Here is a 23,307-nt window from a genome sequence, read left to right on the forward strand (position 1 = left end):
CTCCTTAATGCCGATCGCGATCAGCATCCCTATGACTAACACGTACAGTTTCTGTTTCGCTTGCGCCAAGCATGCGACCCAGATATTCAGAGATCGCAACAGAACGATGCTTACCGCCTGTACAACCAATGCCTATAATAACCTGACTTTTGCCTTCATTCCGGTAATGAGGGATTAAGAAGTGCAACATATCTAATAATTTAGTCAGAAAAGCTTGTGTTTCTGGCCATTTCATTACATATTCGTACACATCACTATCCTGTCCGGTATGTGGCCTTAGATGGTCAATATAGTGAGGATTAGGTAAAAAACGAACATCGAAAATGAGATCGGCATCAATCGGAATACCATATTTGAAGCCAAATGAAGTTACATTAATCGATAACCGATTGGATTCCAAATGAGAAAAACGAGCAATGATTTTCTCTTTTAATTGAGCAGGCTTGATAATACTTGTATCTATAATCTGAGTCGCAGATGTTTTGAGGTCATCTAACATTTGACGTTCTAAACGGATACCATCCAGCGGCATACCTTCAGGCGCTAGCGGATGCCGGCGTCTGCTTTCTTTATACCGCTGAACCAGTACCGAGTCGCTAGAATCCAAAAATAATATTTCAGAATGAATCGTATAGTGGTTTTTGATATAGCTTAGGGATTCAGACAGAGCAGCAAAAAATTCACGTCCACGTAAATCAATTACAAGTGCAACTTTACCGATTTTACCATTGGATTGCTCTATTAATTCAGCGAACTTCGGAATAAGTACAGGTGGCAAATTATCTACACAGAAGAATCCAAGATCTTCAAGACTCTGTACAGCAATCGTTTTGCCTGCTCCAGACATTCCGGTAATAATGATCATTGTTGCTGTCGATGAATTTTCGCTTTTGCTCATGCTCAAGTACCCTCCCTTTAACGACTCTAGACGTTGATATGATAGTTATAATTAACGCAACAATAGACCTGCTGCTCCAACAATCCCTGCATCGTTACCAAGCTTCGCAGGAATAATTTCTACTCCACGTTGCAACGGTTCAGGTGTCAATTCAGCAAACACTCTACGGATTTCATTGAACAAAATATCGCCAGCTTTGGACACACCGCCACCGATAATAAAGCGTTCTGGATTCAATGTTGCTGCTACAGCAGCCATCGATTTACCCAAGTAAAAAGCAGCCCGATTGATAATACGGATACTCACTTCGTCGCCTGCTTTGGCTGCATCAAAAATATCTTTTGCCGATACTTTTTCGATTGCAGATAAAGAAGTATGGTCGCCACGTTCTACTGCTTCTACTGCCATACGTACAATACCTGTTGCAGAAGATACCGTTTCAAGACAGCCCATTTTGCCACAACCACATTTAATCGCTTCCAAATCAGGCACAACAGAAATATGACCGATCTCTCCTGCTAATCCTGAAAATCCTTGATAAATATGGCCATTCACAATAATACCGCCGCCTACACCTGTACCTAATGTGTAACAGACGCAATCGGTAATGCCTTTACCTGCTCCACTCCAAGCTTCGCCCAGTGCAGCTACGTTAGCATCATTATCGACACGAATCGTTTTGCCCAAACGTTCTTCCAAAATAGCACGGATCGGCACATTCTGAAAATTGATGTTAGGAGCCATCAAAATAACGCCAGCACGCACATCGGTGAAGCCAGCAACACCAGCTCCAACACCTACGACTTGATCCCACTCATACGGCGATTGCTCTACGATATAACGTACATATTTTTCAATATTTCCGATAACCGCATCTGAGCTTTTTTCTTTTTCAGTCGGACCTTCGTACGTATGGAGCAATTCTCCTTCTTGATTGCAGATACCTACTTTAATAGCTGTGCCGCCAAGATCAACACCAATATAAATATTTTCAGACATATGACCGATCCACCTTTTCCATTCAAAATTTAATAGTTCGTGATTTATAAAATCTCTAACCATTACTATGATTATACGTAATTGTATCATCCTTTGAGTGATTCGAAAGTAAACAAAATGATGACTTTTTGTCATAGGAATATGATTAGGTTTGGATATATAAGATAGAACATGCTTCTGATGAATGTACGTATCCCACTATAAGCGAACCTTAGACTCTGGTCAAGCGAACCCGTGGCTCTGTTGTCTTGTCTAATACCGCCAAAAAGGGAGCCATCATGGCTCCCTTCTCCATTGGTGTTCTTACTCGTTCAGTGATTCGCTCCAGTCGTGTACCATACTGCCTTCAAGATACTTCTCACAATCCATTGCCGCCATACAGCCACTACCTGCTGCTGTGATCGCTTGACGATAACGTGTATCTTGCACATCACCACAAGCGAATACGCCCGGGATATTGGTTTCTGTTGTGCCTGGAGTAACCATAACATAGCCATGTCCGTCAGTATGAATTTGCTCGCCCAAGAAACCGGTATTCGGTGTATGACCAATCGCTACGAATACGCCATCTGCTTCAATGATTTCTTCTTGTCCTGTTTCATTGTTTAGCACTTTTAGACCTTTAACACCCATACCATCCGCTACCACTTCAACCGGTTTGCGGTTTAATTGCCATTTGATTTTAGGATTGTCTTGTGCACGATCTTGCATGATTTTGGAAGCACGTAGTTCATCACGACGATTGACTACTGTTACTTCTGTCGCAAAACGAGTCAAGAAGCTTGCTTCTTCCATCGCTGAATCGCCGCCACCGACAACAATTAGTTTTTTACCACGGAAAAAGAATCCATCACAAGTCGCACATGTACTTACACCGCGTCCTACATTATCTTGCTCGCCTGGAATACCCAAGTATCTTGCAGAAGCACCTGTAGAAATAATAACAGACTCAGCTTCTAACTCGCCCATGCCTTCTACTTTTATTTTGAAAGGACGTTGAGAAAGATCTACATTTTCTACCCATCCTGATTTGAATTCTGCACCAAAACGTTCTGCTTGCTTACGCATGTTGTCCATTAATTCAGGTCCCATAATACCTTCTGTAAAGCCCGGGAAATTTTCTACTTCTGTAGTTGTAGTTAATTGTCCACCTGGTTGTAAACCTTCAATAATCAAAGGTTGTAGATTTGCACGAGCCAAATAAATAGCTGCTGTTAATCCAGCAGGTCCTGTACCAATAACGATTGTTTTATACATAAATAGAAAACCTCCTTGATGTAGTTAAAAGTATAGTTATCACACATAAACTAATCTAAAACAGATAGATTCGATACCGTAGACTCTGTGTCTACTCTAAAATAATCGGCAGATAATGCCTGTGTATTTACACTTTGCCGTAATACACGTTTTATTTCTGTACGTAACGGATCTGAAATCTGTGGTTCCTGTAATAAATGACGTAAAGCTTGATACACTTCTTCATTATCATCCAATACATACGATTCAATCGCACGTAGCTGTTGTTGTTCATTGCCATGCGCTAAAATATGGAGCAATTGAATATGTGTAGGTTCTGCATACATATAATTTTCTATATTCACTCTAGCATGAGCTGCACTTTTGGGTTGAAATGACAACTGATAATGATAAGATGGCATCAACTTGCCAAGCTTAATCTGTTCCACATGTTCCATATAAAATGATGGTACTTCAGCTTCCGGTTCAAAGCGCAAAATCATACTCCATAACTTGCGAGCTTCATCTATTTTGTGCAAATGACATGCTGCTGTTGCCGCATAATGATACAGCGCCCATTGATGAACAGATTCTTGCTGTTTGATCAGCTTGCGAAAATAACTATACGCTAATTCATGCTCACCTAACATTCCAAGTGTTGTAGCTAGCTTTAACAAATGCTCCTGTTGAAAAGGAATAATACGTGTTAACACGTCGATTTGTTGCTTCACTTGCTCGGTCTGCCCTAGATGTTGCATCAAAATCGCCTGATTACATAACCCATGAAGATTATGCGGATCACGCATGAGCACTTCTTCAATCTGTAGAGCTGCTTCGGTCATTTTGCCCTGATAGTACAGCGCAATAGCTAGATGATTACGTGCTGTATGAAGATCGGGTTGCACTTTTATAATCTGCTCCAATTGTTCAGCCGCTTCTACAAACTGCCCTTGCTCCAATAAGCTTTGTGCCGCATCATAATCATTAACAGGTAATTTCGTATCATGATTCGTACTTGATGAACGCTTCAATTCTTTGTGTAATAAATCCATCATTTCTCCAGCTTCATCTAGAAATTGACCGTCTTTGTCCAATTCTAGATAAGTTAGCAATGATGCCTCTGCTTGTTCAAAGTGACTCATATTGGCATAATTATTCGCCATATAGAAATGACATTCAACCATAGCAGGATCAACTACGTCCAGAATATTAGCAAGCACTTGATTCGAAGCTTCATAATTACCTATCTCTGATAATATACCCGCCATATTGCAATGATTCACAGGATTGTTGGGTTCATATTCAACAGCTTTTTCAAAATACTTCAATGCCTTGTCATAACGATGACGGTCTAATGAACGGACAGCTCTTTCAAAAAAGAAATTAGCATCCCAATGAAGCGAGATGACTTTACGTTCATCTTCTCCTACTTTTCGCTTATAATCATTCACCGGATCAAGGCACCTCCTTTGTTTCTATACCACTTTTATCAATAGTTAATCATATATTTAAAATTAGCCGACTATGAGTTGGGAAGTAAAAATTCTTATCGGATAAGTATATCATATCCCAGAAGCACACTAAAGCTACGACCCTAAACTATTCATAGTTACTTCTTTTTTGTCATATTCACGTGAGATCAAATACCTGCATCACTGAACAATGTAGCGATAGATCCGCCTTCCATAATGATACGCACAGCATGCGCAAGCATTGGAGAAACCGATAATACAGTTAAGCGATCAAGATGTCCTGGTGGCAAGCTGATCGAATCGGTCACAACCAGTTCACGAATATACGGATGATCCAGACGTTGCAAAGCCGCTCCTGAAAAAAGACCATGTGTCGCACAAACGATCACTTCTTTGGCTCCGCGTTCTTTGAGACTTTCGACCACATTAATAATCGTTGTACCTGTATCGATCAAGTCTTCGATAATAATAGGCGTTTTGCCTTCTACATTACCGATCACATGGGTAATTACAGATTCATTATGCGCTGGACGCTTTTTGATCATCATCGCAAAAGGCGAATCCAGACGATTGGCTAACTTTTCTGCCATCGAAGCTCGACCTGCATCTGGAGATACGACAACAGCGTCTTCTATTTTTTTCGTTTTGAGATATCCACTGATCAGATCAAGAGCAGTCAGATGATCGACAGGAATATTGAAAAATCCTTGAATCGCAGACGCATGTAGATCGATCGTAATCACACGATGTGCGCCTACTGTTGTTAGGACATCAGCGACCATTTTGGCAGAGATCGGCTCACGTGGAGCGGACTTGCGCTCTTGTCTTGCATATCCATAATACGGAACAATAATATTGATTGTTCTTGCAGAAGCACGTTTAGCCGCATCGATCATCACTAAGAGTTGGACAAACATTTCATTGATCGGATGTGATAACGATTGCACTAGAAACACATCCATATTACGAATACTTTCTTCATAATGAACATAGGTTTCGCCACTTTTGAATTGAGATAATTTGATTTTGCCTAGTTGTACACCCAGTCGTTCGGCGATCTGAGCTGCTAACTCCGGGCAAGATGATCCTGAGAAAATACGTAATTTATCTTTCATAAGCGCCTCCTATTTCATATCCAGACTCCATCCACTCAACATTATATTATCGGTAGTTACAGACAGATTATTTATTTCTATCATACCGTAAACCTGTATAAAGCGTTAAAGAAAACGGTATTCTGAAACTTTCATAAAATTTTCTTGACGAAATATAGTACGGAACCGTACAATATGATAATCAAGTACAAGCAGTTATTATGCAAATATATGTCCTGCCCTAAAGAAAGGTGAAGAAAATGTCGATAATAGATTCATCTGATGATCATGTTCCATCAGAAGAGATGGATAAATTAAGCGAATTAAGTAAATTATACCCTGATTTCAATATCGATTGTATGCGGACTTCGATTTTATTGATTCGCACTTCGCATGAAATATTTAACGAAACATCAACTTTACTTGCTAGACATGGATTATCGCCTAGTAAAATGCGTATTTTAGTCCCATTGCTGTTACGCAAAAAGCCGCTGTTGCCTTCTGATCTTGCTGAATATTCAGGTGTAACACGTTCAACAATGACCGGACTTATTAACGGTTTGGAAAAAGATGGACTTATTCGACGGGGTGCACATGAAGATCGCCGGATGACATCTATTCATTTAACCGATGAAGGCAAACAATTGATTCATAGTACGCTTCCTGTATATATGGAACAGATTAATCAATTAATGTCTCATATAACCGAGGATGAGCAAAAAGTATTACACCGTTTATTGTACAAGATTCAAGCGGGACTAGAAACATCTAAACAAGGTTAACTTTTTTTTTGGCAAAGTAATACGGAACCTTACTATCAGCCCCCGTACCATATCTTTTTAAGATAATTACGATGCGATAGTTTGAATTTAATGTTAAAAAAATAATATTTAATTTATGAAGAACAGGAGCACAAAAAGTGAAAATTGCAAAACTAATTCCTATTATTGTATTAATTGCTGCCCTCGGTATAGGTGGATACTTACTAACTATGCATGGTAAAGACGCTGTTTCAATGGCTGCTCTCAAAAAAGAAGGTGTCCTCACTATAGATACGGTGAACAGTTCATTTGAAGGACAATCTGGTAAATTAAGCTCGGTTAAAGTCATTGAAGAACAACATGTTAAAAAAGGACAAGTGTTGATGACGCTTGATACAAATGATATTAATTTGCAAATCAAAGGAATCAAAGAACAAATGTCTCAAATTGATGTGCAGATCAGTCAAGCTAAAAGCTCTTTATCCAGTCAAGCTAACAAATTAGCAGAACAAGAAGCAAATGCTAAATTAAATATTCAAGCTGCTCAATTAGCTGAGACACAAGTCAATCAAGGCGCACGTGCAGAAGATATTACCAGCCAAGAAATCGCTGTTGATTCAGCTAAAAAATCTGTAGAAATTGCTAACAATTCAGTAACTTCTGCTCAAACTGCTGTATCGGCTGCTCAACAAGCTGCTGATTTTGCACAAACAAGCTTTGATCGTAACAAATCGCTTTTCGATAATGGATTAGCGACTCAAGCAAGTGTAGATAGCGCTCAAAATGCTGTCGATACGGCTAATAAACAATTACAAAGCGCACAAGATCAATTAGCCACTGCGCAAAAACAAGTAGAACTTACAGGCAATCAAGTAAAAGCTCAAGAAACAGCACTTGAGAAAATGAAAAATGGTGCTACTGCTGAAGATCGTGAACAAGCGCATCTCAAAGTAGAACAAGCTCAACAAGCACTAAAACAAATTCAACAAGGTCAAGAAGATATCAGTAACGGTAAGTACAATATTGAATTATTGCAAAAACAAAAAGATTCCTTACAAATCAATATGGATACGTTGAATGTGCAAAAAAATCGTCGTGTACTTAAAGCGGCTGTAGACGGTAAAGTCACTCGTGTTGTGCCAAAAGTAGGCGAAAACGTATCTGCGGGTACACCGGTAGTCGTGATCGAGACAGGTAAATTGTATTATGATCTATACGTTGGTGAAGAAAACATCAAAGCGTTTAAAGCTGGCTCTAAAGTGAAAACAGATGTTATTTCACTCAACAAAGATGTACAAGGAACTGTTCGTTATATTACTTCTGCACCACAGTATGCTGCTCTACGTATGAGTCGTGAAAAAGGTCAAGCCGACACTACTTCTTTCATTGTGCGTGTCGATGTGAAACGCACATCTGAATTGCTGCCGGGAATGACGGTGGAGGTTCTAACCAATGAAAGCAATAATTGATGAATTTAAGCTCATACTGAATGGTAAATTTATTTTTATTATCGTTATTGCTCCATTAATTATTTCAGCCGCTTTTGGTTATGTTTTCAAAAACAATCAGTTAAATGAAGCTCCTGTTGCTGTGGTCGATATGGATCACAGCACATACAGTCAACATTTGATAGAACAACTTAATGCTGATCAGTATATCGATATTAATTACATTACGTATAACTACACCGATCCCAATGACTTTTTATATAACGAAAAATATTTAGGTGTTATTTATTTGCCAGCAGGTCTGGAGAAAGCTCGTGCTCAAGGAAATCAAAGTAATATTGGATTCTATGTAGATACCGCTTTGTCTACAGCAACCGCTAGCTTGCGTACAGGGGTTACCGAGGTAATTACAGCAGAGAACTCTACTGCTTCCTCTGGTAAGCTTGTAGCGATGGGATTGAACGCTACACAGGCAACAAATTTATCAACTGGACTGAACTTGCAGACTCGATTACTGTATAACCCGACCAACAATATGTTAATGAGTTCGGTTATCGGATTTGTAAATACAGTATTTCTATCTATTCTGGGTGGTGCTACTCTAGCGATTGTACCTCGTCTACGTGAGCAAGGTTTACTTGCAGGCATGGTACAGAAACCGCTCAGTATCGTGTTCCGAGTCATCCCTTACTCTTTGATAGCAACAGCCTCAATGTATCTGGTTATGGGCTGTCTGAAGCAAGTAGGTGGGTTACGATTTGAAGCGAATGTATTTCAATTATTTATTCCATTCATTATGTATACAATCGCGTTATCCTTGTTATGTATGATGGTCGGTTGGAATGCTTCTTCTCCTGCTAAAGCAGCAGGTCGGATCACGATGATTCTATTACCATCGTTTATTCTAAGTGGTGCACAGATTCCGGTTGCTTTGTTACCACCTATTTTGCAACAAGTCAGTCATGCGTTACCTCTATCCTGGCATTTTAAATTTTTACGCGGACTTGGTTTCCGTGGTGGCGATTTGAAATACTTTTCACAGGAGATAGGTGGATTCTTGATTCTGATCACTTGTATTTTGTTCGTGATCTTCTTATTGATCTTGAACGAACGTCGTAAAGCACGTAAAGCAGAACGCGAAGGATTAAATACGACTCCAGATGAGCCTACAACAGTGGTTTCATCGGATGTTAATAGTACAACGACTGATTCTTCTGCTACATTACCTTCAGGTGGCAAACCACAAAAAATATAAGCATGATCTCAAATTCATTTTTCATCAATAAGCGTATCTTTTACGCTTTATCCAAAAAAGCCCTTTGCACTGCTATGCAGTCAAAGGGCTTTTTTATTATCCATGTAAAGGTACAAAAGAACGTTGCCGTTGTTCAAATACTGCTAATTGCTGTACACCTAGTTCTTGCAACAAAGCTCTTGCTTCATCCAAGTGATCACTTAATTTTAAAGGATCATGAGCATCTGAACCAAGTGTCAGCGGGATATCCAGCGCAATTGCTTGTTCTACAATCCGACGACTTGGAAAAATTTCTTTACACACTTTCGATAGACCGGATGAATTAAGTTCCATCACCATATCGGCTTTTTTCACCGCTTGTAGTGCCTTATCTTCAAGAGCTATACGTTCCTCTGTCTCTTCTGGCAACGGCACATAGCCAAAACGCTTAATCACATCCAAGTGCCCGACAATATCATAAAATCCTGTTGCACAGGCTTTGCCGATAGCATCATAATACTGCCGATATACATCCAGTACATGCTTGTCTTCCCAACCCTGAGTCTGCCGAAAATCAGAAATATCCCATTCTCCTAGAAAATGAACCGACCCAATCACATAGTCAAAAGGATATTGATTTAGAATATTCTGAATCACTTCTTCATATCCTTCTATATAATCAGCTTCTAAGCCTACTTTAATATCTATCTGATTACGGTACTTTTCTTTGAGCATCAGACATTCTTCAACATAACGAGGTAATTCATCCATCGGCATAGCCATTTCAGGATAATACGTTGCAGGATCGACATGAATCAATGGCAAATGATCTGATAACCCTAGTTGGGACAATCCGATCGCTATACCGCGCTGCACATACTCTTCAAGTTCACCCACTGCATGTCCACAGCGTACATGGTGTGTGTGATAATCTATTAGCATAGACTTTCGCCTCCGCTCTTAGTCTTTACGTGGACGCTCATGACGGCGATCCAGTTCAGCCAGTACATCATCTAAAGGCAATTTACGCTCTTGCAACAATACCAATAGATGATAGATCAGATCGCTGACTTCATAACGAAGCTCATCATTATCTTGATTTTTGGCTGCGATAATCGTTTCGGCTGTTTCTTCGCCTACTTTTTTCAAAATTTTGTCGATCCCTTTTTCAAACAGGTACGTTGTATATGCTCCTTCTGGGCGATCGCGGTCACGATCTGAGATCATTTGCTCCAATTCTGCTAAAATCGCAAACCGTTCTTTGCCAGAATCCGATGGAGTTGTATGTTGTTCTTCATTATTATTAAATGTTGGTTGATTATCCACTTCATTCACCTCATTATAGAAACAGCTTATTCTGCCTGTATGGCAAGCAGGACCATTTGCATGAACCATCACTAACAATGTATCTCCATCACAATCATACGATAATGATGTGATTTGTTGTGTATTGCCTGATGTTCCACCTTTATGCCAGTATTCTTGACGAGAACGGCTCCAGAACCATGTCTCTTGCGAGTCTAATGAGCGCTTTAACGACTCTTGGTTCATATAAGCCAACATTAATACTTGCTTACTGCTCTGATCCTGTACAATCGCAGGTACGAGCCCATCGGTATCCCATTTAATCGTTGCCACCAGTTGTTCCCAGGATAAAGACTGATGAATAATCTCATGTTGAAAATCAGACGAATTCATCGAATCTCCACTCCTTTGTCTTTTAACTGATTTTTGAGTTCAGGAATACCGATTTCTTTGTAATGAAAAATAGTTGCCGCTAGACCTGCATCCGCTTTGCCTTTAGTAAATACATCATAAAAATGCTCTGATGTACCTGCTCCACCTGACGCAATAATTGGAATATTTACCGCTTCAGACACCGCCGCAGTGAGATCAATATCAAATCCATCTTTGGTTCCATCTGCATCCATACTGGTCAGCAGAATTTCACCTGCTCCACGTTGTTCCGCTTCTTTGATCCATGCGATCGCACGAATACCTGTTGATTTACGTCCTCCATGAGTATACACTTCCCATTCGCCCCATTCCGGGTTGAACTTCGCATCAACAGCGACTACAATACACTGTGCTCCAAATCGTTGTGAACCGTCATTAATCAATTGCGGATTCAGTACTGCTGCTGTGTTGATCCCTATTTTATCTGCACCGGCACGTAAAATATTTTTCATATCTTCGACTTTGGATATCCCGCCACCAACAGTAAATGGAATCGATATTTCACCTGCTGTTCTACGAACCACATCAATCATCGTTTCCCGACCTTCAACCGAAGCCGAAATATCGAGAAATATAATCTCATCTGCACCTTCTCGATCATACAGGGCAGCTAGCTCCACCGGATCACCTGCATCGCGCAGATTAACGAAATTCACACCTTTGACGACTCGGCCTTCTTTGACATCAAGGCATGGAATAATACGCTTTGCAAGCATGATTTGTCCTCCTCAAGCTTTATAACATTTTACTGAATCGTACGTAATGCTAGTTCCAGATCAATATTGCCTGTATAGATCGCTTTGCCTACAATCGCGCCACTAATTCCTTCTGCACGACGTGCCGCTAATTTCACCAGATCATCCAATACTGTTACACCACCAGAAGCAATCACTTGCTTACCTGAAGCTTGAGCAATCGCAGCAATCGCATCGATATTAGGTCCTTGCATCATACCATCACGCGAAATATCGGTAAAAATAAACGTTTCCGCTCCTTTAGCCGCTAATTCTTTTGCCAGTACTTCTGCTTTCACTTCTGAAGTCTCTAACCAGCCACGAGTCGCTACCAATCCATTACGAGCATCTATCCCGATCGCTACACGATTACCATATGTACCTAGTACAGACTCTGTAAATTCACGATCTTCAATAGCTGCTGTGCCGATAATAACACGACTTACTCCGAGATTTAGAAGATTCTCAACATCAGCTAATGTACGTAATCCACCACCAACTTGTACAGGTACAGAGACAGCATTAGCAATACGACCAATCAACTCATGATTCACGGGATGACCTGCTTTGGCTCCGTCCAAATCGACAAGATGGACATATTGTGCTCCTTTTACTGTAAAATCAGTAGCTACAGCTACAGGGTCGTCATTATAGACGGTTTCCTGATTATAGTCGCCTTGAATCAGACGTACACAGCGACCTCCTCGAATATCAATAGCAGGATAAATAGTAAAAGAAGACAATATGATTTCCCCCTTGATTATAATAAGTCTTTGCACAAAAATGTTGCTCTACCGATCATTACACTTGGCTACAACTTCACTTTTTGGAATGATTCATCTATCAATTAATCTATCCGTTCACCTGTACACAGCGCCAAGAAATTACGCAATAACAATGTACCCAATTCTCCACTTTTTTCGGGATGAAACTGCATACCGTATACATTGTCTCTTCCTACGATCGCTGTAACCGGTTGTCCATAATCACATATAGCGATAAGATCATCTGCATGATCTGGCTTTACATGATAAGAATGAACAAAATATACATGCCCATTGTACAGATTACGCACTAACGGATGATCCGGTTGTGTATACTTTAATCGATTCCAGCCCATATGTGGAATTTTGTAATCTTCATCTTCGAACTTCACGACTCTGCCTGGCAAAATGTTTAACCCTTGATGAATACCATGCTCTTCGCCTTCGGTAAACAATAACTGCATACCAAGACAAATTCCTAATAAAGGCTTACCACTGTTAGCGACTTCATTAACAATATGATCCATACCGCCTTCACGAATATGATTCATCGCATCACCAAAAGCACCGACACCTGGTAAAATAACACCTTCTGCACGTAGAATCTCATCACGATCTCCTGTGACTATACCCTCATAGCCTAATCGTTCAATCGCTTTGCTGACACTATGCAGATTGCCTATTCCATAATCAACAATAGCGATCGCCATATGTTATAGCACTCCCTTCGTCGAAGGTACTCCTGTCACGCGCGGATCAATTGTTGTTGCTTCATCTACAGCACGTCCTAATGCTTTGAAAATCGCTTCAATCATATGATGCGTATTTTGTCCGTAATGTACGATAACATGTAGTGTGATACGTGCTTCGAGTGCAAATTTCCACAAAAATTCATGTACCAATTCAGTCTGGAAGCTTCCCACTTGATTAGAAGGGTATTCGGCACGATATTCAAAATGCGGACGATTGCTGATATCAATCACTACCTGTGCCAAAGCTTCATCCATCGGAATAAATACACTGCTATACCGCTTAATTCCGCGCTTATCTCCTAATGCTTCACGTAGTGTCTGTCCAAGACAGATTCCGATATCTTCTACCGTATGATGATCATCAATCTCAATATCACCTTGTGCTTTGATATTCAGATCAAAATGCCCATGCTTGGTGAACAGATCGAGCATATGATTTAAAAAAGGAACATCAGTCTCAATTTCAGAAATTCCTGTTCCATCTACATTAAAAGCAAGCTGAATATTCGTTTCATTGGTTTTACGGCTGACATCTGCTTGACGTGTGCTCTGGTTTTCAGTTGACATACATATACCTCCTGCTTGGGCTATAAAGTATCTATAAATTAAATATTAACCTTCTTGTTCCAAACGAATAGCAATGGCGCGTGCATGACCTTCTAATCCTTCATGACGTGCTAATTCCATAATCGTATTGCCATTCGCAAGCAAAGCTTCTTTGCTATAATAGATCATACTCGATTTTTTGATAAAATCGTCAACATCGACGGGTGAAGAAAAACGAGCAGTTCCGTTGGTCGGGATAATATGATTTGGGCCAGCAAAATAATCACCTACTGGCTCTGAACTATAATTACCGAGGAAAATAGCACCTGCATTTTCGATCATGCCTACATAGTTCATCGGTTGCTCGACCATAATTTCCAGATGCTCAGGAGCCAGTCGATTCACTACATCGATACCTTCTGTGATCGTTTCTGTAACAATAATCGCTCCATGATTCTGGATCGAAGCATTGGCAATATGTTGACGAGGCAATGTTTCTAATTGCTGTTGTACTTCAGAAGCAACAGCGGCGGCAAGCTGTGCAGAACAAGTGACAAGAATAGCAGAAGCCATTTCATCATGCTCCGCTTGGGACAATAAATCAGCTGCAATATAAGCAGGATTTGCATGCTCATCTGCTAGCACTACAATTTCGCTTGGACCAGCAATACTATCAATATCAACTACCCCGTACACTTCACGCTTCGCTAGCGCCACATAGATATTGCCGGGTCCACAGATTTTATCAACCGGTTCTATACTTTGAGTACCATAAGCAAGTGCTGCTATCGCTTGTGCACCGCCTACACGATACATTTCTGTTACTCCAGCTTCAGCGGCAGTCACTAGAATATAAGGGTTAATTCCTTCTTTGCCACCTGTAGAAGGAGGGGTGACCATCACGATTTCAGGTACACCTGCGACTTGAGCTGGAATCACATTCATCAATACAGATGAAGGATAAGCTGCTTTCCCACCCGGAACATACACACCGACACGTTTGAGTGGACGAATAATTTGCCCTAATAGACTGCCATCAGGTTGTAGATCCATCCATGAGTTACGTTTTTGCTTTTCATGAAATTGACGAATATTATGCGCGGCAGCTGTGATCGCTTGGACAAAAGAAGGTTCGACTTCTTGGTACGCTGCTTGCAATTCTTCATCGGTCACGCGCAGCAAATCAGCTGTAAGATCTGTCCCATCGAACTGCTTCGTATATTGCAACAAAGCTTTGTCTCCTGTGTGCTTAATATCTTGAACAATTTGCTTTACTGTAGCATTTTGCTCTGGCGATCCATAATCTACTTCTCTTCGCAAATCAAAATCTTGTGCAGATACGATCTTCACTATCGGTTCCCCCTTATCCGTCCTACCCTTTTGCTATTGATCGAGTGATATCTTTTATCGTTATAGTTAATGTTCAGTTAGTATATATTTATTGGTGCAGAACTGGCTCTGGAATCACCATTTGCAATTGATCGCATAGTTTTTGAATTTCTTCATTTTTCATGCGGTAACTGACACGGTTAGCAATCAATCGACTGGTGATACCGAATATGGTCTCCATTTCCACCAATCCATTTTCGCGTAACGTTTCTCCAGTTTCCACCATATCGACAATACGATCAGCCAGACCGATCATCGGTGCAAGCTCAATCGAACCATTTAATTTAATCACTTCTACTTGCTGTCCTTGCTCGCGGAAATATTGAGAAGCCACATTAGGATATTTGGTAGCTACACGTTGCTGAATACCTGGCTTCCAATCCGGTAAACCAATCACAGACATTCGGCAACGAGCAATTCCTAGATCAAGCAACTCATAGACAGCTCGATTTTCCTCAATCAATACATCTTTGCCAACAATACCGATATCAGCAACTCCATGCTCTACATAGATAGGCACATCGACTGGTTTGGCTAGGATAAATTCCATTCCCACTTCAGGTAAATGTACAATCAATTTACGAGAATCATCAACATCCAATGGAACTTCAATTCCTGCTTTACGAAAAAGCTCTGCTGCCTTTTTATAGATACGCCCTTTTGGCATCGCAACTTTAAGAATTTGTGTCATAGAAGGGTACATCTCCCTGTTATTTACTGTGTATCTTAATTTATGTTTATACCGTAACTGCTCGTCCATCTGTAAAGCGAATCACCTGACTATACGTCACTACAGATGAATCAGATGGAGTAGCTGATTCTAGCTTCTCTGTTGCTTCTATATGTTCAGTAATTACAATTTTACCTTGCTGACGAAGTTGTGCTGCATGTGTGAATGCTTCGCGCCGACTATTTACATCATAAGCGATCAATACAGGTGGTTCTTCTTCTGGTAAATGAAGATCGACTCCATCCAGTATCCGATTCGTTTTCAAAGCAAATCCGGTAGCCGTCACAGAACGTCCGAACTGAGTCAGCAGATTATCATATCGTCCTCCACTACATACAGGGAAGCCAAGTTCTGCTGCATACCCTTCAAATACCATACCGGTATAATAAGAAAAGTCTCCAATCATCGTTAAATCGATCATCACATGCTCAGAGACTCCATAAGCTTCTAACACTTCCCACACTTTGCACAAGTGTTGAATCGAAGCAATCGCACGTGGATTACTGCTCAATGCTGTCGCCTGAAGACAAATATCTTGAGCTCCACGTAGACGAAGCAATCCTTCTAATTCTTGACGTTGCTCCACCGATAATTGGAAATGCGATAAACGCTCACGAAATCCAACAAAATCTCGATTAAGTAATGTTTCTTTTAACGCTTCTTGTTCGATGGTTTTGTCAGGCAATACTTCTTCCAACAATCCTGTCAAAAATCCAACATGTCCGAGCGAAATTTTGAATGTTTCTACACCTGCGGCTTGTAAGGAAGCAATCGCAAGTGAAATCACTTCAGCGTCGCCTTCAGCCGAATCATTTCCGACTAATTCAGCACCGGTTTGAAAAAATTCAGTTTCTCGTCCAGCTTCTTCTTCAATCGAACGAAATACATTCGCATGGTAAGACAGACGAACAGGCAATGATTCTTCTTTTAAAAGAGAACCCATCACACGAGCGATCGGTGTCGTCATATCAGAACGTAACACCATCGTTGTTCCACGGTTATTTAACATTTTATATAGTTTGCGGTCTGATGTAGAACTAGCTACACCTACCGTATCATAATATTCCATTGTAGGCGTTATAATCTGACGGTAGCCCCACTCGGACATGCAGTCCAATACATTGCGCTCAATATGGCGCAATTTGGATACAACATGCGGTAGATAATCACGTACACCTGCGGGCTTTTCGAATCCTTTGGGCTTGGACAAAACAGTCACCTCTAATTGATCAATATTTTAACGCTTTAAAGTGTTACTTTGCTAATAAAGTAAAGGATATTTGATATAATAACATAAATCGATATCGACCGTCAACGCAACTGTATCTGTTGTTATCGATCACAAAGTTGTTCTGTTTACATCATATTTATATTTCTAATTGTATCATTAACCACACCTGCCACCTAGCTAATCGAAGCTAACTAGATCTCTAATTATTTCCCGGAAAATAAAAAAACCACCTTGATCATAAAGGTGGTTTTCCAAAGCTTATTTTTAGATGAATCATGTCATGACAACTTTAAGGGCTTGGTCTTTTTACAGCATCCGTTTTGGTTGTCCGACCGCTCACTTTTGCTTGTTTTTTGTTTTTATGTCGTCCAGATAATGAAGCTGGAATACTCCCTAACAATACCCATGAGAATGATACTCTTCTAAACACCATCTGCACAAATACCGCTGAAATAATCAGAGCACACAACATACCGCCATAAATCCAGACAAAGTAACCTAATGTGCCTAAAGTAAGATATTCTCTTGTATCGCGATAGTAAGCCAGTATAAATGGATGAACTAAGTAAATAGCAAAAGATAGTTCTCCTAATCGACGCAAAATCGCCAGTATCCATTTCGGCGCTATTCGATTTAAGATAAATGCCGAATGAAGCAACACTAATGAAGATAACATCGTATAGACATTCCACATCAGTTCATACACTAACGAATCTAACCATTCATTGGTCATTCGAGCATCATACCAGATTTGTACATAGATCAATCCGGTGACCAGCCAGCTTCCCCATAGCAATATTGTGCTGACTCTTTGTCTTTCTGACATGTCTGTCCATTTGCTCATCAACCATCCACGGAAAGGTTTGAAATAAATGGCTACAAATGCACCCATCATATAATAAGAGAAATATGAAATAGCTAGACTGCCTTTTGTCGCATAATGAAGATCGTATTTATTCCAGATCACGAATCCCCACTGTAACGCAAGACCGATAGGAATCGCAAAACGTGCTACCCAACGCTGACTTTTTAGCAAAGCAAGCATAATCGGAAATAACAGATAAAACTGCACACTAATAAATACAAAATAAAGATGTGTATACGCAGAACCATGAGTGATCGCATACCAGTAATCCCCTAACAATTGCATTGGGGGATCATCCAATTGACCACGCTGAGCAAGCTTATACCAGAAATATAAAGCAGATATCAAAACATACGGCAGCAAAATGTAGAGCATTCTTTTTTTATAAAAGCTCCCGATTAATTTGCCTGTAAGAGGTCTGTCATAGTAATTATAAAACAATACAAAACTACTCAAAAAGATAAATGAAGGCGTTCCGTATTTAAAGAAAATATTCAAAAAGTTAAACAGATAATAAATCGACGTATTCATCGCTTCTGTCGTTGCCACCGATGTAGAATGAACATGCAGTACCCCAATAATGGCAATCGCACGGAAGAAATCAAGCTGTGTCAGCCGTTCCTTCTTTATTTGATTCAATGTAAAAGCATCCCCTTATTCTTTAAAATGGTACATCTATATGATGCAAAATGTCGGCTTATTCTGTTCCCGAACAAGTCCAAAAGATTGCGCCCTTGTACCACAACGCTCAGATACAACTATTTAATGCAATAGATCTTCATCCTTATCACTTGTAAGATCTACCGTATGTTCTGGACTTCGACGTGTTAATACGCGTAAAGGATTCCCACCAACAAATGTACCTGCGGCTACATCTGTATGTACGACTGATCCTGCTGCAACCACTGCTCCATCGCCAATTGTTACACCTGGCAAAATAGTACTATTTGCACCAATCATCACTTCATCACCAATGATAACATTGCCTAATCGGTATTCACGAATCAGATATTCATGAGCAAGAATGGTGGTATTGTATCCAATCACTGTATTCGTCCCTATCTTTATTTTTTCCGGAAAAAATACATCTACCATCACCATCAATCCAAAAGCCGTATCTTTACCCACTTCCATATGTAGCAAGTGGCGGTAAATCCAGTTTTTCCATTCCAAGACTGGACAATACCGCGCTACTTGAATACATATAAAGTTCCGAACGCCTTTCCATGGGCTGACTGTGCGATAAATTTGACGCAAGGCATTAGGTCCCTCTTTTACAGGAAAACGCTCGGTCTTTCTCATCGATCGACCGTATCGCCAAGCACCAGTTCATACAGATCACTCATCGTATGCAAAATATACTGTGGATGATACTTGGATAGTTCTTCTTCCCCTTTAAGAGACCAGGCTACAGCCGCTGACATAACACCTGCTGCGGATGCAGCCTGCAAATCGGCAGGACTATCGCCCACCATCAATGTACGCTCAGGAGACGAACCAAGAGCTTCCATAGCGCGTTCAATCGGTTGCGGATGAGGTTTGGTATGCTCAACATCATCCTGCGTAATGATCACTTCCATAAATTGATCCAATTGAAACATTTCTAGCACTTTGAGTGTATTCGGACGAATTTTAGTCGTCACGACTCCCAGCTTAATACCTTCTGCTTGGAGACGTGTTAACACTTCGGTGACTTCTGGAAAAGGAGCCACCATCGTATCGTGATGAATCGCACTATATTCACGATAAGCCGTAACATAAGAAGTCACATCATCGACACCTGAAAAAGCGCGAAGTTGCTGCTCCAACGTTAATCCCATATGCGGAATAATCTGCTCTCTTGTCAATGGAGCTAACCCATTACTTTCCAATGTGTTAATAAATGAAGCAATAATCAATTCATTGGTATCTACAATCGTTCCATCCAAATCCAATAAAACCGTATCAATCATAAATTCACTACTCCTTGCGTTCATTGTGAATCGTATCTTCCTTTTTCAGATCATGTCTATCTTTAGAAGAAGATGACGAATCTACTGTTGGCACTGAAGAAGATCCTGTAGTGGTATCATGATCAGTAACCAATTCATGTTGTGCCACTTTGGACGACACAATTGGATCGCTATAATGTTCGTTAGCTAGACCGGCACGACGACGAATAATCATCAATAGAATAGCTGCTATAATCAACACAAGCGACAATAACTGTGATACTCGAATATTTCCGTATCCAGGTTCGATCGCTCCTTGTTGGAAGCCAAACCATGTCATAGGAGTCCACAGACCATTTACTATAGCTACCAACCATTGTGGGCCTTCAAAGGTAAGACTATCTGTACGAAGTGCTTCAATAAAGAAACGCCCAATACCATACCAAATAAGATAAGAGAAGAAAATTTCTCCACTACGCACAAATGCACGACGACGTAATACACATAGTACAATCACACCAACCAGATTCCATAGCGATTCATACAAAAATGTAGGATGATGGAATACACCATTAACATTCATTTGATTCACAATAAAATCAGGTAAATGCAAATTACTTCTTAAAAAAGATTCTTCGACAGGTCCGCCATAAGCTTCCTGATTGACAAAATTCCCCCAACGTCCAATCGCTTGTCCAACAAGCAAATAAGGCGCACACAAATCCATAATTCGCCAGAAGCTATATCCTTTTTTACGCGTATAAATAATCGCACAAATCACAGAACCTATTAATGCACCATATATAGCAATACCGCCATTCCAAATTTTAAAGACATCCCATAAGTTATCTCTATAATCAGGCCAACGGAAAGCAACATAATAAATACGTGCAGCAATAATAGCGGAAGGAACACCGAACAACACTAGATCCATAAAAAATTCTTGTGGAATCCCGAATCGACGTCCTTCGCGAATTAATAGTAATAACCCGACTAATGCGCCAGTACCCAAAATCAATCCATACCAATGCACCTGAAGCGCTCCGATCGAGAAAGCAATCGGGTTAATTAATGATGTCCCCATACAGCACTCTCCTTAATCCAGTTCGTCGAGATCTTCAGCAATCGTCTCTGTTAATTTATGAGTAAATTGCAATGCTGCATTATAACCCATACGTTTTAAGCGGAAATTCATGGCTGCCACTTCAATAATAACAGCTAAATTTCGTCCTGGACGAACTGGAATCGTAACTAGAGGTACATCTGTATCAATGATACGAGTTGTTTCTTCATCCAATCCGATACGGTCATACTGCTTGTCTTGTTGCCATGCTTCTAGACGTACAACCAAAGTAATTCGTTTGTTGTTACGAATTGCACCCGCACCGAACAATGTCATTACATTGATAATACCGACTCCGCGAATTTCAAGTAAATGACGAATCAATTCAGGAGCAGTACCATGCAGTTGATTATCCGAAGTTTGACGGATTTCTACCGCATCATCGGCAATCAATCGATGCCCACGTTTTACTAACTCAAGAGCGGTTTCACTTTTACCGATACCGCTACTACCTGTAATTAGCATCCCTACACCGTAAAGGTCTACCAATACGCCATGAATTGTCGCAGTTGGTGCTAATTTTTTCTCCAAAAAGCCTGTAATCCGGCTTGATAAAATAGTCGTCGCCAGATTGCTACGAAGTACCGGAACATTATGCTCTTCGCTACTTTCAATTAACTCCTCAGGTACTTCAAGTCCACGTGTAATCACAAGACAAGGCGTCTCATCATTACAAAGACGCTTCATACGATCTGCTTTTTCTTCATGCGTAAGCATTTTAAAAAACGCAAGCTCGGTTCTACCCAGAATCTGTACACGTTCTGTAGGATAATATTCAAAATATCCTGCCATTTCTAATCCAGGTCGATTCAGATCATCTACAGTAATTTTTCGTTTTAAACCAAGTCCTCCAGATACAACTTCAAGCTGGAACATTTGTACCAATTCTGAAACTTTCACATGTTTGGCCATTCTGTTCTTCCTTTCTCTAAGTAGGTTGCTGATTCTGTATTGTGTATTCTATGTGATTCATCATCCAAAGCCAAACGATCATCGCCAAAAAGATAGATTTTTCACAAACCTGACTTTTCCGCACTGTACATAATATGTCCAATGTACCCATCGTAATAGAAAATGCTAGTTAAATCAATTATATTGGCATATTCGCTTACCATTGTACCGATTATTTCAAAGCTTCGCTATGAGATACGTCCATTTATTAATATGCACATTTTATCATAAAAAAAGACTTACCTTTCTGATCGAAACCAGAATAAGTAAGTCTTTTATCAAATGTTCTATCCGAACTCTGTTACGTTACCTTTAATAACGAATTAAGAAGGATCTGTGTAGAACAAGTTATCTTGAGATTCTGTATCAAAAATATGAACTTTGTTCATATCAATTGCCATCGTTGCTGTAGCGTTATCACGAGTAGTGGAACGTCCATCAACACGAGCAACAACAGTGTCTGTACCTACACCGCTCAAGTATAGCAACATTTCATGACCCAAGTTCTCAGATACATCTACTTTAGCAGTAAAAGCAGTAGCTGGAGAAGCTTCTAAGAATACAGGCTCTTCATGAATATCTTCTGGACGAACACCCAGAATCACTTCTTTACCTGTGAATCCTTGGTCTTTCAAGATTTGCGCTTTACCACCAGGGATAGCTAGTTCAACACCAGCAGCGCTGAATGTTAAACCGCCAGATTTTTCGGACAATGTACCACGGATAAAGTTCATTGTAGGAGAACCAATAAAGCCCGCTACGAACATGTTACGTGGGTGATTGTACAATTCTTCTGGAGAAGCGGCTTGTTGAATAATACCATCTTTCATAACAACGATACGGTCACCCATTGTCATTGCTTCGATCTGATCATGCGTTACATAGATAACAGTCGTTTGCAGACGTTTCGCTAGTTTAGTAATCTCAGCACGCATCTGACCACGAAGTTTAGCATCCAAGTTAGAAAGAGGCTCATCCATCAAGAAGACTTGAGGATCACGGACAATCGCACGTCCCAAAGCAACACGCTGACGTTGACCACCAGAAAGTGCTTTTGGTTTACGATCTAGCAAATGCTCGATATCGAGAATTTTAGCTGCTTCACGTACACGTTTTTCGATCTCTTCTTTTTTCACTTTACGCAATTTCAAACCAAACGCCATATTAGAATATACATCCATATGAGGGTACAACGCGTAAGATTGGAATACCATCGCGATATCGCGGTCTTTTGGAGCTACGTCGTTAACAACGCGATCGCCAATGTACAATTTACCTTCTGAAATTTCTTCCAGACCAGCAATCATACGAAGAGTTGTAGATTTACCACAACCAGAAGGTCCAACCAATACTAGGAACTCTTTATCCTTGATATCCAAATTAACATCAATAACTGTTGCTTTATCAGAACC

Annotated in this window: 23 protein-coding genes (1 of these 23 running past the window's edge); 3 read left to right on the top strand and 20 right to left on the bottom strand. The window is 40.3% G+C overall.

Features of this window, described 5'->3' with window-relative positions; genetic code table 11:
- Window positions 1–4: 4 nt before the first annotated feature.
- The 5 genes from rapZ to PQ460_RS22810 all read right to left on the bottom strand — a co-directional run bounded on the left by rapZ (window position 5) and on the right by PQ460_RS22810 (window position 5,720).
- The gene (gene rapZ / locus PQ460_RS22790) at window positions 5–898 is read right to left on the bottom strand and encodes an RNase adapter RapZ (protein WP_204826902.1); all 894 of its coding nucleotides are present in this window, start codon (window positions 896–898) and stop codon (window positions 5–7) included.
- A gap of 51 nt (window positions 899–949) precedes the next feature.
- A complete protein-coding gene (locus tag PQ460_RS22795) occupies window positions 950–1,897 on the bottom strand; it encodes an ROK family glucokinase (RefSeq protein ID WP_273614390.1) in 948 nt (315 codons plus the stop codon).
- 303 nt (window positions 1,898–2,200) lie between these two features.
- Entirely contained in the window at window positions 2,201–3,154 is a 954-nt protein-coding gene (trxB, locus tag PQ460_RS22800) for a thioredoxin-disulfide reductase (RefSeq protein WP_273614389.1), read from the bottom strand.
- Window positions 3,155–3,204: 50 nt separating this feature from the next.
- Window positions 3,205–4,584, bottom strand: coding sequence for a tetratricopeptide repeat protein (locus tag PQ460_RS22805; protein ID WP_274171290.1), 1,380 nt, complete (start codon window positions 4,582–4,584; stop codon window positions 3,205–3,207).
- Between the two features lie 188 nt (window positions 4,585–4,772).
- Entirely contained in the window at window positions 4,773–5,720 is a 948-nt protein-coding gene (locus tag PQ460_RS22810; protein WP_069325830.1) for a ribose-phosphate diphosphokinase, read from the bottom strand.
- A gap of 239 nt (window positions 5,721–5,959) precedes the next feature.
- Here PQ460_RS22810 and PQ460_RS22815 point away from each other — a divergent pair, with 239 nt between their 5' ends.
- From PQ460_RS22815 to PQ460_RS22825, 3 genes are all read left to right on the top strand, one after another.
- Window positions 5,960–6,481, top strand: a complete 522-nt coding sequence (locus PQ460_RS22815; protein ID WP_273614387.1) for a MarR family winged helix-turn-helix transcriptional regulator — start codon at window positions 5,960–5,962, stop codon at window positions 6,479–6,481.
- Window positions 6,482–6,618: 137 nt separating this feature from the next.
- The gene (locus PQ460_RS22820; RefSeq protein WP_274171291.1) at window positions 6,619–7,929 is read left to right on the top strand and encodes an HlyD family secretion protein; all 1,311 of its coding nucleotides are present in this window, start codon (window positions 6,619–6,621) and stop codon (window positions 7,927–7,929) included.
- Window positions 7,913–9,163 carry an ABC transporter permease gene (locus PQ460_RS22825; RefSeq protein WP_273614385.1) on the top strand — a complete coding sequence of 417 codons (1,251 nt, stop codon included), beginning with the start codon at window positions 7,913–7,915 and terminating at the stop codon, window positions 9,161–9,163. The genes PQ460_RS22820 and PQ460_RS22825 overlap by 17 nt, the downstream gene beginning before the upstream one ends.
- A gap of 96 nt (window positions 9,164–9,259) precedes the next feature.
- Here the strand turns inward: PQ460_RS22825 and hisJ are convergent, their stop codons facing one another.
- From hisJ to PQ460_RS22900, 15 genes are all read right to left on the bottom strand, one after another.
- Complete coding sequence (gene hisJ, locus PQ460_RS22830) at window positions 9,260–10,084, bottom strand: histidinol-phosphatase HisJ (protein ID WP_274171292.1); 825 nt, start codon at window positions 10,082–10,084, stop codon at window positions 9,260–9,262.
- A gap of 18 nt (window positions 10,085–10,102) precedes the next feature.
- A complete protein-coding gene (gene hisIE / locus PQ460_RS22835; protein ID WP_273614383.1) occupies window positions 10,103–10,840 on the bottom strand; it encodes a bifunctional phosphoribosyl-AMP cyclohydrolase/phosphoribosyl-ATP diphosphatase HisIE in 738 nt (245 codons plus the stop codon).
- On the bottom strand, window positions 10,837–11,595 hold the full coding sequence (gene hisF / locus PQ460_RS22840) for an imidazole glycerol phosphate synthase subunit HisF (protein ID WP_274171293.1): 759 nt from the start codon (window positions 11,593–11,595) through the stop codon (window positions 10,837–10,839). Before hisF ends, hisIE begins: the two co-directional genes overlap by 4 nt.
- A 29-nt stretch (window positions 11,596–11,624) precedes the next feature.
- Complete coding sequence (gene hisA / locus PQ460_RS22845) at window positions 11,625–12,356, bottom strand: 1-(5-phosphoribosyl)-5-[(5-phosphoribosylamino)methylideneamino]imidazole-4-carboxamide isomerase (protein ID WP_273614381.1); 732 nt, start codon at window positions 12,354–12,356, stop codon at window positions 11,625–11,627.
- 104 nt (window positions 12,357–12,460) lie between these two features.
- Window positions 12,461–13,087: an imidazole glycerol phosphate synthase subunit HisH gene (gene hisH, locus PQ460_RS22850; RefSeq protein ID WP_274171294.1), complete on the bottom strand. Its 627-nt coding sequence runs from the start codon at window positions 13,085–13,087 to the stop codon at window positions 12,461–12,463.
- Between the two features lie 3 nt (window positions 13,088–13,090).
- Complete coding sequence (gene hisB, locus PQ460_RS22855; RefSeq protein ID WP_273614379.1) at window positions 13,091–13,696, bottom strand: imidazoleglycerol-phosphate dehydratase HisB; 606 nt, start codon at window positions 13,694–13,696, stop codon at window positions 13,091–13,093.
- A gap of 45 nt (window positions 13,697–13,741) precedes the next feature.
- A complete protein-coding gene (gene hisD / locus PQ460_RS22860) occupies window positions 13,742–15,025 on the bottom strand; it encodes a histidinol dehydrogenase (protein WP_274171295.1) in 1,284 nt (427 codons plus the stop codon).
- An 88-nt stretch (window positions 15,026–15,113) separates the two neighbouring features.
- Window positions 15,114–15,755, bottom strand: coding sequence for an ATP phosphoribosyltransferase (gene hisG, locus PQ460_RS22865; protein ID WP_273614377.1), 642 nt, complete (start codon window positions 15,753–15,755; stop codon window positions 15,114–15,116).
- Between the two features lie 46 nt (window positions 15,756–15,801).
- On the bottom strand, window positions 15,802–17,004 hold the full coding sequence (locus tag PQ460_RS22870; protein ID WP_274171296.1) for an ATP phosphoribosyltransferase regulatory subunit: 1,203 nt from the start codon (window positions 17,002–17,004) through the stop codon (window positions 15,802–15,804).
- Window positions 17,005–17,314: 310 nt separating this feature from the next.
- Window positions 17,315–18,529: an acyltransferase gene (locus PQ460_RS22875; RefSeq protein ID WP_273614375.1), complete on the bottom strand. Its 1,215-nt coding sequence runs from the start codon at window positions 18,527–18,529 to the stop codon at window positions 17,315–17,317.
- Window positions 18,530–18,652: 123 nt separating this feature from the next.
- Window positions 18,653–19,192 (bottom strand): acyltransferase, encoded by a 540-nt coding sequence (locus PQ460_RS22880; RefSeq protein WP_273614374.1) that lies wholly within the window; start codon window positions 19,190–19,192, stop codon window positions 18,653–18,655.
- Window positions 19,189–19,842 carry a pyrophosphatase PpaX gene (ppaX, locus tag PQ460_RS22885; protein ID WP_274171297.1) on the bottom strand — a complete coding sequence of 218 codons (654 nt, stop codon included), beginning with the start codon at window positions 19,840–19,842 and terminating at the stop codon, window positions 19,189–19,191. The genes PQ460_RS22880 and ppaX overlap by 4 nt, the downstream gene beginning before the upstream one ends.
- A 7-nt stretch (window positions 19,843–19,849) precedes the next feature.
- Window positions 19,850–20,905, bottom strand: coding sequence for a prolipoprotein diacylglyceryl transferase (gene lgt / locus PQ460_RS22890; RefSeq protein ID WP_274171298.1), 1,056 nt, complete (start codon window positions 20,903–20,905; stop codon window positions 19,850–19,852).
- A 12-nt stretch (window positions 20,906–20,917) separates the two neighbouring features.
- Window positions 20,918–21,856, bottom strand: a complete 939-nt coding sequence (gene hprK / locus PQ460_RS22895; protein ID WP_204826883.1) for an HPr(Ser) kinase/phosphatase — start codon at window positions 21,854–21,856, stop codon at window positions 20,918–20,920.
- A 362-nt stretch (window positions 21,857–22,218) separates the two neighbouring features.
- A protein-coding gene (locus PQ460_RS22900) for an ABC transporter ATP-binding protein (protein WP_273614371.1) crosses the window boundary here: on the bottom strand, window positions 22,219–23,307 show its 3' portion. It continues 42 nt past the right edge of the window; only the last 1,089 of its 1,131 coding nucleotides appear in the window; its start codon lies beyond the right edge, outside the window; its stop codon occupies window positions 22,219–22,221.

Source organism: Paenibacillus sp. KACC 21273 (genome assembly GCF_028736095.1).
GTDB lineage: Bacteria > Bacillota > Bacilli > Paenibacillales > Paenibacillaceae > Saccharibacillus > Saccharibacillus kyungheensis.